This window comes from Coprococcus intestinihominis (assembly GCF_040096555.1).
In the GTDB taxonomy this organism is placed as follows: domain Bacteria; phylum Bacillota; class Clostridia; order Lachnospirales; family Lachnospiraceae; genus Coprococcus_A; species Coprococcus_A intestinihominis.
Genome location: NZ_JBBMEK010000091.1, coordinates 1 through 11265, shown reverse-complemented (window position 1 = coordinate 11265; position 11265 = coordinate 1). Strand labels below are relative to the sequence as shown.

Annotated in this window: 14 protein-coding genes; all 14 read right to left on the bottom strand. The window is 44.8% G+C overall.

The annotated features are described in order from the left end of the window. A partial coding sequence (locus WMO25_RS08675; RefSeq protein ID WP_435384305.1) for a hypothetical protein occupies positions 1-250 on the bottom strand: 250 nt, incomplete at its 3' end. Between the two features lie 15 nt (positions 251-265). After that, the gene (locus tag WMO25_RS08670) at positions 266-973 is read right to left on the bottom strand and encodes a phage scaffolding protein (protein ID WP_117636149.1); all 708 of its coding nucleotides are present in this window, start codon (positions 971-973) and stop codon (positions 266-268) included. Positions 974-1277: 304 nt separating this feature from the next. Continuing rightward, on the bottom strand, positions 1278-2036 hold the full coding sequence (locus tag WMO25_RS08665) for a DUF2829 domain-containing protein (protein WP_349085002.1): 759 nt from the start codon (positions 2034-2036) through the stop codon (positions 1278-1280). Positions 2037-2050: 14 nt separating this feature from the next. Next, complete coding sequence (locus WMO25_RS08660; protein ID WP_349085001.1) at positions 2051-3280, bottom strand: phage minor capsid protein; 1230 nt, start codon at positions 3278-3280, stop codon at positions 2051-2053. Continuing rightward, the gene (locus WMO25_RS08655; RefSeq protein ID WP_181980246.1) at positions 3274-3441 is read right to left on the bottom strand and encodes a hypothetical protein; all 168 of its coding nucleotides are present in this window, start codon (positions 3439-3441) and stop codon (positions 3274-3276) included. The genes WMO25_RS08660 and WMO25_RS08655 overlap by 7 nt, the downstream gene beginning before the upstream one ends. A 9-nt stretch (positions 3442-3450) precedes the next feature. Next, on the bottom strand, positions 3451-4902 hold the full coding sequence (locus WMO25_RS08650) for a phage portal protein (protein ID WP_349085000.1): 1452 nt from the start codon (positions 4900-4902) through the stop codon (positions 3451-3453). Positions 4903-4915: 13 nt separating this feature from the next. Beyond that, positions 4916-6760: a hypothetical protein gene (locus WMO25_RS08645; RefSeq protein ID WP_330416437.1), complete on the bottom strand. Its 1845-nt coding sequence runs from the start codon at positions 6758-6760 to the stop codon at positions 4916-4918. 138 nt (positions 6761-6898) lie between these two features. Beyond that, entirely contained in the window at positions 6899-7462 is a 564-nt protein-coding gene (locus WMO25_RS08640) for a hypothetical protein (protein WP_349084998.1), read from the bottom strand. A gap of 96 nt (positions 7463-7558) precedes the next feature. Next, positions 7559-8422 carry a Rossmann-fold NAD(P)-binding domain-containing protein gene (locus WMO25_RS08635; protein WP_349084997.1) on the bottom strand — a complete coding sequence of 288 codons (864 nt, stop codon included), beginning with the start codon at positions 8420-8422 and terminating at the stop codon, positions 7559-7561. Between the two features lies 1 nt (position 8423). After that, positions 8424-9143 (bottom strand): GREB1-related protein, encoded by a 720-nt coding sequence (locus tag WMO25_RS08630; RefSeq protein ID WP_195659655.1) that lies wholly within the window; start codon positions 9141-9143, stop codon positions 8424-8426. Beyond that, entirely contained in the window at positions 9130-9894 is a 765-nt protein-coding gene (locus WMO25_RS08625; protein ID WP_195659656.1) for a ParB N-terminal domain-containing protein, read from the bottom strand. Before WMO25_RS08625 ends, WMO25_RS08630 begins: the two co-directional genes overlap by 14 nt. Before the next feature lie 164 nt (positions 9895-10058). Continuing rightward, a complete protein-coding gene (locus WMO25_RS08620) occupies positions 10059-10664 on the bottom strand; it encodes a hypothetical protein (protein ID WP_347043839.1) in 606 nt (201 codons plus the stop codon). 128 nt (positions 10665-10792) lie between these two features. Next, the gene (locus WMO25_RS08615; RefSeq protein WP_349084995.1) at positions 10793-11005 is read right to left on the bottom strand and encodes a hypothetical protein; all 213 of its coding nucleotides are present in this window, start codon (positions 11003-11005) and stop codon (positions 10793-10795) included. A 2-nt stretch (positions 11006-11007) separates the two neighbouring features. Further along, on the bottom strand, positions 11008-11265 hold a 258-nt coding region (locus tag WMO25_RS08610; RefSeq protein ID WP_349084993.1), incomplete at its 5' end, for a hypothetical protein.

Genomic DNA, 11265 nt, shown 5'->3' with positions numbered 1-11265 from the left:
ATGTTCTGTGGTTAGTTACCTGGAGTGGTGTCCAGGAGTTGTTGTAGTTACGTTTCTTCTGACCGATTGTGTCTCTGTCTCCGTCCACACGTCCGGTTGTAGTGATAGCCGGGATCTCAATCACGTTTGAGTTTACCCAGCGGTATCTTCCGTTGTTCGGTGTTGCAAAAAGAGCACCGAAGTAGAGTACATAAGGGAACTCCTGCTCCAGTGCCTGCTGATATTCTTTAGCATAATTTAAAGCTTCCATATTCTGTTATCCTCCTTAATTTTCTTTAGGCTGTCTTAATCTGTTAAAGCCCATGTTCAGGAATGGGTTCTGATTTCCTCCGGCTGGTGTTCCTCCGTTTGCTCCGGCAGAAAATCTCGGTGGATTTCCGCCCTGACCTCCGGCACCTGCTCCGGATCCTCCGTTGCCACCTTCAGCACCGGATCCAGCACCTCCATCCTTGTTTTCGGTTACGAATGCACCTTTGTAGTCCTCGTCCCCCATAAGGGAATCCATGAACTCTTTTGCTCCCAGGAATGTTCCGTTGTCATCCAACTGGAATTTCTTGGATCTCAGTTCGTCCAGTACGCCTTTTCTTGCGGCTTTTGATGTGAACTTATATCCAGAGAGGAACATATCCTCAGCGTGGGATCTGCTCTGAGCTGCCATCTGGTCTCTCAGCGCCTGAGTATCGGTGTTATACTTCTGTTCCCACTCAGAAACCTTTTTCTTGATTCCGTCAACGTCCTGATCCTCAAATGATTTAATCTGGGTGTTGGCATCTTCCAACTGCTTTTTCACTCCCTTGAGCTCAGTTTCTTTCGCATCGAATTTGTCCTTTGCGATATAACCGCCAGCTGACAGATCTACTATCTTGATGTTTTTATCTGCATCAATGGCAGCCTCCAGTTCCTCGGCAGTCATGGGAATGATCGCTCCGTTTTCGTCCTTCTTAAAAAGTTTCTTCAAAAAATCGTAAGCCATTGTCACTTACCTTCCTTTCTTCGCTGATTTCATTTAGATTCCGGTTCACTCCGGCTCTGCTATCGTGCATTTATATCCCGGCACGATGGGGAACCGAGTAGTTTATATGCCATACCTCCAGGGCAAAACAAAAGGATTGCCTTTTATTGACAATCCCTCTGCGTAAAGCATACCTGAGAGCTTCGTATAGCCTCATGTACACCTTTTATTCCATTGTGTGAGTATTTCTTCATTCTTACCGCTGATCGCCTATATCCGCCTCCTATTTAACCCATAGGTGGGAGATATCAGGATCACCGCCTTTCTAATATTTGGAACTGTCGTTGTTTTCCTCCTCAACAAACATCCAGTCATCAGCCAGCATGTCCGCCTGAGATGCTAACCATCCCATTTGAACTCCGGATGTTCCGCAAAATGCGATAGCCATATTACCGATGGCATCATGTTCGCAATTCACGATATCTCCATCCGCCGTTTTGTAGGAAATACCGGTGGCAAGCTGGATGTACTGTTTCTTCCCGTTCCACCCTTTACGGGCAACTTTAAATCCTCTCCTCAGATATTTGATCGCAAAACCAAAAGAGAATGTAGCCTCTCCACCAAGCTGAGGACAATTCTCCTCGTTAGCAATCTGCCATTCATCAGAAAGAATATTCTCCAGAGTGTAACCAACTCTCTGTGTTTCTCTGATATCCAGATCTTCGCCATCTTTCGTGTGCATAATAACCGTCTCTTTTTCCTGATCCCAGCTCCAGTAACCTCCCCAGGAAGGAAGTTTTACCTTGTGTCCCTCTTTCATCAACGCAAGGGCCTCTTCAAAGTCCATGCAGGAATCATCATTCACGGAGAAAATAACGTCTGTGATATAAATATCTTTGCAGTTTGCGTGAATCAGATCATCATTGTACGTCTTGCCTATATACTGCATCTTATCAACCACATTCGGATTGACGATCACTTCCTCTTCGCCAGTCGGCATGTGAATATAAAGGATAATGCAATCAATATCCTCTTCCTTTGTTTTCAACTCTTCCCACTGCTTAAACAGATCTTCTTTCTTCATGTTACATGTACCTCCTAATTTGATTTTTTATTCGCCCATACAGCCTTTTGAGCTGTGGATCTTCCAAAATTGACAATCCTTCCTTCACTATCTTTGTATGCTACCACTTGGGTTCTGGCACTGTCATAGCTCCGGTTGGTATCATTGCAGAAGTTTTTCAACTCCCTCTCTTTCTTTTTCAGCTTCACGCTCTCCGATGTAAAATCTTCCTGGATGCACTGGATCTGTGCTTCGCTTCGTGATTCCTGCATTGCCGCATCGTAGCTGGAAAGAATACGTTTGATCTCTCGGATCTCTCTTTCATACGCTCTCTGGATCTGTGAACACTCATAATCTGTCAGCATATCGCCGTTGTATGAGTATTTCGCCCGATCATATTCTGCCAGCCTCTCGTTTGAGTATGCTGGACTGGATATTCCCGGCCAGTATGGATAGAAGCTGTGTCGGCAGTTCCAGCCGCATAGTCCGGATCCTGATCCGTACCCGGTAGAATCTACGAAATTTGGATAATCCGGAGATGATCCGTGAATCTTAAAAACCCTCCCTTGCCATTCAGCATGAGAAGGTCTTGCTCCGGCATGGGCTGTGGTTTCGTAATATTCCACGTCCATGTCCTCAGCATATAATTCTGTCAGTTTTCCGGCTGTCTGATTCAGTCCGGTTAATACAGATCTCCGGATCGCTACATCAAGCTGTGATCTGTTCCCTTTCCCGTACAACACGTACCCACCATCTTTAGCAGCTTGTTTGATTGCCTCTCTGATCGCCTCATAGTACGAAAATCCGCCAGAAGTTGCTTTCATGTAGGCAAGGTTGGTTGCCTCCAGATATAAGCCTCCTGTGGTGGATCCGGTTGTCATTGTCAGGTTGCGTATATTGCCATTCGTCTTTGCAATGGCAGCCTCTAACACCTGGTTCATTGCCGGAGATAATTTCAGGTCGATATCACAACCAGCTTTCAGAAGTGGTTGTGCATCATATCGCACTCCGGTTCGTGCAGAATCCTGGAAAAGTCTTTTTACCTCATTCTGTGACTTTCCGGATATCCTGGCAACGTCTTTCACGATGTCCTGCATCAGTTCTCCATTCTCTCTGAGCTGTTTTACCTGCCATTTCGCACTATCCGTCATTTTTCCGGTCTTTACAATCCTACGGGCAATATCTTCCGCAATGGACTGATTCAGTGCGTCATACATGCCAAGCAGATAATCAGTGCATGAGTTCAGATACTCTGGTGTCAGCATGTGCCATTTTCCTGATCTTCCGGATCATTCCGGATATGGTAAAAAGGGCATGTCCTTTTTATTTCATCCGTACACTCTGGTGGATCTGTTTCACAGTCCCGGCACTGGTGGACGGATATAAGAAAATCCGGAACATTGTCCGGACTACCTATCATTGCCATATTCTCCTCCTACTCTTCCGGCGGATATGTGTTTTCCTCCGGGATGTATTCTTTTGCTTCCTCCTCGGTACAACCGAAGTACCACGCATAGAATTTCTCAATCTTTAATTTGCCAGCAAGCACCATGGACCATCGTCTCTGATACTCAACCTCAGTATCTTCCAGAACGCCATCCCCCCAGGAGCACAGCTTCTGGATCTCTCCAGCCGGAGTGATTCCGTACAGATCGCATAGCGTGTTCATAATTTCAATCAGACTATTTAATCCATTATCCCAGGCTTTCTGCATGTTGCTGACCGTTGTATAGGATCTCTGTTTTGACGCCTTGATCTCTGTAGCTGTCTTGTCAACCTGGTTCGGGTTGGATAATGTCCCGTATGCGAGCCCACACAAAAACTCTACTCTCCTGAGTAATTCATCCAGCCCCTTGAACATGGAACTATCCCGGATATCTGGGCTGTAAGGCTGGAGCATAGCGTTATTATTCTTTCCCTCCATATCGTAGGTGCGGAACAATCGCTCACGTCCTCTCGGAAGGATCGGCTGTGCGTTCTTGTCAATATCAAAGATATCTTGTGATGCATCAATAGCAGCCTCTTTTGCTTCGTACTCCCAAAGGATCCGGGAATACTGGATATCTGCCTCCTGGATCACTTCAACTGCTCTGGAATATGTCGATGCTCCCAGTGGGGAATGAGGATCAATGTTGTTCGCTCTCGGAACCTTTACATACAAAAAGAACGGTCTTTCGATCCCGTCCATTTCCGTTACCGGCTCCAGTCCAGCCCATTCTTCGATTGTCTCCAATGGAACCTCCTGCATGAATGGGTGCTCCACACTGATCTGATCGTCCTCGGTTGTCATCGTGTTTAGCCTCTCAGATCTGTATGCTTTATTTACTACTGTGTAGTGATCCCCCTCCAGGTTGTGATGCTCCAGGCGTGTATAGAGGTAATCTCCAACACGTTTAGAATCAATAAAGACAGCTCCTGTGATTTCTTTGTTGCTGTTGAATGCTGTTGGATAGAATCTGTTCGCCTGAATAAAATCCAACTGGATCTTGTCTGGCTTCCCGGTTAATGGATCCGATCCGGAAACATACGGCTTTATCGCAATTCCTCCAAGGGCTCCCCACATTTCTACAATGTTGTCGAAGTTGCTGAGGTAGTTCTGGAGTTGATCGTTGAGAAAATCAGCTCTCGCACTTCCCTCCAACTTGAACTCAAACTCTGTCAGGATCAATCTGGAGAACTCCTCTGCGATTGCAGCCGGAAGGTTCATTGTCCTGGTGTCCGCTTCGCCTCCCATCCACGGGGGCTTATTTTCATACATTTGAAGCCATAAGGAAATAGCATTATCCATTACTCCGGATGTTGCTATCTGCACATTTAGCTTCCGTTCCAAATTCTGCTTCGGAAACATCTTTCCTACCACCCTCCTTAAAAAATCTGTAATAGCCAACTGTTTCCACCTCCTATGTGGCTTTCTTGATGTATTTGCCTATATCTCTTTCCCAGGTGTACTCGAAGGCATCCAGTGTATCTATATCGGACGTACCATCGTCCAGTCTTTCCAGATCAATATTCTTAGGGTTCCACACTGCCATGCTGACAGCTTCCTGGAATGTCTCACATTCCTCGGTATAATAAAGCCGCCCCATAGCAGTAAGGGCGGTTGTGGCGAATATTCGATCATTGATTTTTGATTTCAAAGCATTTACAACCTTGATAGTTGCAAGTCCATTTTTTAGCAATGCTGTTTTCAGTCCACGGATCAGAACCTGTTCTGCGGAATCTGCATATACCTTCGTGATATATCCATAATCTTTCAGGATCTCATTTACAAACTTCACAAACAGCTTACCAAGATCTTCCGGATCAATCTCCGCTACTCTCTTCTGGGTTTCCGGATCAATGGATCCCTCCAGATATCGTTTACTTTTCAAGACGATCAGTTTCTCGAATCCAACTGTCTCTCCGATTGCAACGAAAGAATGTCCAGATCCATTTCCGCCGAAGTCCACACCGATATTTATTCGTGCGAATCCGCCTTGTTTTGCCAATTTCTGGGCTTCTTTCTTAGGCATAAGGTATTTGTTATCCCTAGCTGCTATCGAAGTGGCTAATTTAGCGTAAATCAAGCCTTCTGCAATGCTTCGTTTTCCTTCAATATCCCGGATGTACCAGATACTTCCTGGATCGTATCGGCTGATGATCTCGTCAATACGTTCCTGGGTAATGTTGATATTGTCAAAAATGGTAAAGTGTTCGTAATTGTAACCACCTACCAGCGTTCCCTTCCGGTTCTTCTCTTCCCACTTATCCAGATAATCAACATAGATCGGAGCTTTCGGGTGCTCAGGGTTCAGATCCCAGAATATCTTGATCTTCTTAGCGGCTAACTGTCGGTTGAACGCCTCTTTTATGGTGTTATCGTGGTGCAAGTTGATCTCTGTAGCAATCCACATACCGTATGAGTTACCACGGATCTTCTTGTAACTGTCCGATGATTTACCACCAGCAAAAATAACTACCTTTTCTTCAAAGTTCGTGTATGGACCTCGAATAATCAGGCAGTCATTGTCTTTATACTTACTCCATCGGCATTGCCCCCGGAAGATATACTCAAGTCCAAAGCCGTTAGCATCGCCTATATTCAATTTTGCATTCGCCATCGTGGATCCGGTGGCAAGGTGGAATTTATCCGGAGCACGGCACAATTCATAAGCGAAAGCAATAACATTATCTACCGTCTTTCCGGCACGAACAGCACCCTCAGCGATATTGTAAGTGTTATAGTGACACTTCTTGATATAATCCAGATGTTTCTGACCGAAATTGTAAGTGATGGTCTTGATCGGCATACAAACTACACCATCGTTCAGGATCTCTTCCCATGCGCTGTACCCGTGAATCAGAGCCAAGACATCTGAGATATCCTCGATCTCGACCGCCGCACCCTGTTCTTTCTGTTTCTCATACTCGAACATTTGCTCTTTCAGTGCAAGCTCCGGATTAAATCCGGCAGTATCTCGGATGAACTCCATCGCCCGGACATTCCCTTTCATGGCTTGTTGCATTGCACATACGTTGATCCAGTCAGCATACGTCCAATCGCAGTCCAGAAGTCCCAGACTTTGCATCTGGGCTTTCATCGCTGGTGTAATTTCCATGTTCAGAAGCTCTTGCATGGAGTTTTTCATGTTCTTTCTCCGCTTCTTAGCAGCCGCTGACGCAAGACCAGCTTTCCGTGCGTTGGCACGGCGTTGTTCCGGAGTTATATCCGTTCTGTTTTGTATTAAGTTTTCCTCATTTGACACATCACCACCTACCAACTTTTGTTATATTTCTGAGGAACGAAAAAGGCACCTCCGGGTGTCCGGAAATGCCTCTCATTTGCTTTTGTGTTCTATTGTGGGTGCAGGATCTCAGCTCCGCCTCCCTGCCGCCTCTCGGCTTTACATCACGCCTATGTTGATATCATCAAAAAGGGAAAGCTGTCTGTATGCAAGTGACTGATCCTCTTCTATGAAGAAATCTGCCTTTGTCTTGCCTTTCATTTTTCCCTGGCGTGTATGTACGTCATACGCATAATCAGGGATCGGAATGTTTTCATTTCTTGCCTCTTCCATGTAGGCGTTGATCTGATTGTCTGTGAGCCCTCTTTTCCGATCGTAAACGAAATTGGAAAGTACGTCCGCATCTCTACTGTGTGGCTGAGTGCATAATAAAATGACCGCTTTGGAAATAAAGATTCTTCCTCCGAGCTGATCCCCTCTCTTTCCCTTGTTCACTATCTTGAATCCTTCGTACAGTGCCATGATCTCTTTTGTGATCGGGCCGTAGCAATCTTCCGCCGATACTGTCAGCAATCTCTTCCAGCAATACTCACTGTACTTCGGGAAAAGTTCCAGTGCAAAATATCCTGCACATCTGACGTCTCCTCTTCTGATTGCTTTCTGTAATGATGAAGATACTAAGTAAAAATCATAGCCTCTCTGTGTTCTCAAATCATATCCCATATTCTGTTACCTACCTTTTCTTTTATTGTAGCGTACAGAAAAACCGATGTAAAGGCGTGTACTGCAATTTAACGAAATGTTCACAAAACCTTGATTTTACGGTGTTTCCCGGTCTTTCAGGATCTCTTTTCTCCTTACTCCTGCCTGGTACATGAGCATATCGTTTTTTATCCCTTCCGGGATCTCTGCTCTCCTGATGATCCCCAAACATTTCTTTGTATTCTCATTGAACTTGATAATTTCCTGGAGTAGTGAAGCTTCATATGCGTCTGCAATAGCTGGCACATCCTTATCCAGGCAATGGCTACTCCAGTACGGATGCAGCCTATCAACGAATGTATGAGAAGGGTTTACTCTTGGATCCAGCACGAACAGCTCTCTCAATTCCTCATAGTCTACATCCATTTCAGAAGCGATAAAATAGAATTGCTGGCAAAAGGAAACTTTTGTTGCCAAAAAAGAGTTCTCCATGTATTTTGTTAATTCTGCCGTTCTACTGTCCGTTATCCTAAACTGGTGTCTGGCATCGTATACATGCTGTAAAACCTGGATGACTTCAATGCAAGCCTTTCTCTCTCCTCCCAGGATTGTAAAGTCAAAGCGAAAGTTGTTGCAATGTTGCGTACCTCCGTAGTATTCCGGACTGAATATGATTCTCTTTCCAGTTTTTACCCGGAGCTGTTCCGTGGTTCCTGGAGATACCGTGCTCTTAATCACGTAGATCTCCGCTTCATTCTCCATGATCGCATTTTTTACCTCTGAGGTATCGCATAGCACTCTCTCTTCCTTTCGGATCGGTGTGTCCACACAAATAAATGCAATATCGTAACGGACTCCGTAAGGAACTTCAATTTTGTTCTCTTCCGGTTTATATTTGTCTATGACGTCCGGGTGCAGCACTTCCAGTTCCTTCTCCAGGTTCTTCCCTACTACCCCGTGTCCAACTATCAGGATCCTCATTCTATCTCCTCACTTTCACTTTTGACTGATTGGTTTTGAAATTATGTTCGTAATATTTCCCCCACTTATTTTTCAGGTACTCTATGGTTTCATTCATGGTGCTTGAATTTTTATTCGTGTTGTTCCCTCCGCTGTTCTTGTCATACTGTGCTTTGGCTCTCAGGTATTCCGGAACAATAATGATCCGGTTATTCAGAAGCTCGCTCAGCTGGAAATCTGTATCTGCCTTAAACCGGACATTTTCATCATATCTGGATTTTAATGATGCCTTATTGAACCAGCACACTAATCCGATCGTAGAGGAAAACCGGAACTCCTCATTATACTTGATAACGGATTCCTGCATCCTGATACTTGCAAACCCCAGGTTCAGATCGCTCAGGATCTGTCCGATCCGCACCAACTCGGCGTCTATGATGTCCGGATCCGGAATCTCTTCCATGTTGACTTTATTCACATAAGAAAAACGCTCGATGTCATCATCAATCTGTACGATAATGTCCTCGGGCGTATGGTCTATGATCCACTGTCTGATTTTTGGCAAGCTGTCTATTTCCTGATCCGGTGCAGCTAGTATCTTCCTTACTCCTGCATCCCGGTATAGCTGTTCTTCCGATTCTCTGACTACATAGGTGCAATCATTCAGAACTTTATCAGTCTTTATGCAGTCATACCTCTTGTAGGATGGAACGTAGATCCCGAAGGTTTTATCCCTCTTCATCCTCCACTCCTTCCTGGCTTTCCTCTTCCTGATCCAGAGATCCGGCATCCGCAGCACTTACGATCTGGGCTTTCATATCGTGATACCAGACAGCCCGTGCTTTCAATTTCTTTTTGGAACCCATCCGGACGATCGCACCATCAATTCCCAGATTCCGGGTAAGCTCATTATAATCCAGCTCATTCTTGCAGACGATCAATACATAGTTGTATTTCTCCAGATTGATAAGCTCCATCTCTTTTTTCTTACGCTCATTCGGATCAAGTTCTTTCAGATCCAGACCAAGATCTGTAGTCAGATCTGCTGTCCAGTCTGCCAGCAAGTCCAGATCCCACTCTCCGGCGTGTGTATTGTCCTTTATGTTGATAGCTCTCAGATCTGCCTCAGAATAGCCGATCAATCGCTTACATAGAACAATCCTATCCGGATCCTGAGCAGCCATTGTGGTTGCTCTCTGGTTGCCTCCAATGGCGTTATTATTTTCATCAATCAGGAATAAACCGAAATCTCCATACTGTTCTATGGATCTTTCCAGCTCTTCTTTCTTTTTCTTTTTGATCTTTCGTGGGTTCCCGAATCCGAACTTAATATCTCCTACTCGCATCTCCACTACTTCGATCCTCTTTTTGTTCGTTTCATCCATGCTATTGCACCACTCCTTTCCCATTCCGGCAATAAAAAAGACCGTATCATCCGATACGATCTCTTTGGAAGAATTATACGTCAGGGTAGAAACAATTCTGTGTATCATACTTCCACGGATATCCCAGGCATCCGAAGATACCTGGGAATCATGGGAAAGAATGAGTACACCACAGCACCATGCAAATGCAAGCTCGGTTTCCCTTGCTTCACAATTTGCAGTTTATACTATATCATCGGCTGAAATGACAGTCAAAGGAAGAAAAACGGAAATTAGTCCCGGATCTCATATAAAACCATCGCATCCAGCCCAAAAAATAATGTGGTCAGATCGTTTCTTGCCTCTTTTGCGTCCTTCTGAATATTACTGATATCTGTCTGGTAGATCTCAGCGATCTCTTTTGTTGTTTTCTTGGCGTCCTCCCTCTCCAGGTACATGTATTCGATCACAAACCATCGTCTGTGCATGACTTCCTGCGAAGAATTAAGACAGTTGCTTTTATACACCTCCAGCATCCGGTCAACATGTGCCATGATAAACTTCACGGCATTTACTCCCCTGAGCTGTCTGTGCAAAGTCTTGTCATCCTCGAACAATTTGAACTTCATAAGTACGTCCATGTTCACAAGCGTTTCATCGACTTCCTCTGCCTGTTCCAGAGTGACAACTGCCTGTTCTGCATAATCCTTCAACTTTGTGTAATTCTCCAGGAGCTTCTTAGTCCTGAAAAGAAGCCCTCTCCATTCCTGCTTTTTCTTTTGATTCTGCACGGTTATGTATTTTGATACGCCGTCCTCGACTGCTTTCTGGCAGAGTTCTTTCAACTCCTCCTCGCTCAGTCTCACTGTCTTTTGTTTTCCTGGTGTGTTTTTACCCATCTTACTACCTCCCTGGTGTCCGTTTCATTGACTTTTTTTGATCTTCATTTTATAATTTTAATCAGCGAATATTTTTTTTAGAAGATCCTCTGTCTGCTACATGGCACCAGGGGATTTTTATTTATAGTTTATAACACAAAAAATAGGAACCATACCAACGTTGCAAGGCTTGTGATAATCGCCGCAAAAAATACAATCAAAAGCACTACTCTTTCTGGCGTCCACTTCAAATGGCCTCCCAGTGCCATCTTGATCTGTTCCTCTCTTGAAATATTAACTCTTACAAGGTATTTCACCAGGAAGAATGCAACCCATAGTAAAATTGCTGATTTCCAAATCATCTTTACTCTCCTTTCTTTGTCATCCCAACCCTCAGTGCCTCATTCAAGATCGCTGCAAGCTCCGTGATGGGAACCGCTATCCCGTAGTCCCTCTTTCGGTCATAGATACTGACTACTCCGGTTGATACAGCTGCTTTAATTCCTACATCCGTTGTTTCCTGCTTGATGATGCGTTTCTCTGCCTGGAATAGACCTTTTCCTCTGAACTTTGTATATACTCCCACAGTCTCTGCACTCACTCCGTCAATCGGACCTTCTTT

Excerpts from the sequence above, each read along its gene's own strand:
- WMO25_RS08670 (WP_117636149.1), bottom strand. The coding sequence starts at position 973 with ATGGCTTACGATTTTTTGAAGAAACTTTTTAAGAAGGACGAAAACGGA.
- WMO25_RS08665 (WP_349085002.1), bottom strand. The coding sequence starts at position 2,036 with ATGAAGAAAGAAGATCTGTTTAAGCAGTGGGAAGAGTTGAAAACAAAG.
- WMO25_RS08660 (WP_349085001.1), bottom strand. The coding sequence starts at position 3,280 with ATGCTGACACCAGAGTATCTGAACTCATGCACTGATTATCTGCTTGGC.
- WMO25_RS08655 (WP_181980246.1), bottom strand. The coding sequence starts at position 3,441 with ATGGCAATGATAGGTAGTCCGGACAATGTTCCGGATTTTCTTATATCC.
- WMO25_RS08640 (WP_349084998.1), bottom strand. The coding sequence starts at position 7,462 with ATGGGATATGATTTGAGAACACAGAGAGGCTATGATTTTTACTTAGTA.
- WMO25_RS08635 (WP_349084997.1), bottom strand. The coding sequence starts at position 8,422 with ATGAGGATCCTGATAGTTGGACACGGGGTAGTAGGGAAGAACCTGGAG.
- WMO25_RS08630 (WP_195659655.1), bottom strand. The coding sequence starts at position 9,143 with ATGAAGAGGGATAAAACCTTCGGGATCTACGTTCCATCCTACAAGAGG.
- WMO25_RS08625 (WP_195659656.1), bottom strand. The coding sequence starts at position 9,894 with ATGATACACAGAATTGTTTCTACCCTGACGTATAATTCTTCCAAAGAG.
- WMO25_RS08620 (WP_347043839.1), bottom strand. The coding sequence starts at position 10,664 with ATGGGTAAAAACACACCAGGAAAACAAAAGACAGTGAGACTGAGCGAG.
- WMO25_RS08615 (WP_349084995.1), bottom strand. The coding sequence starts at position 11,005 with ATGATTTGGAAATCAGCAATTTTACTATGGGTTGCATTCTTCCTGGTG.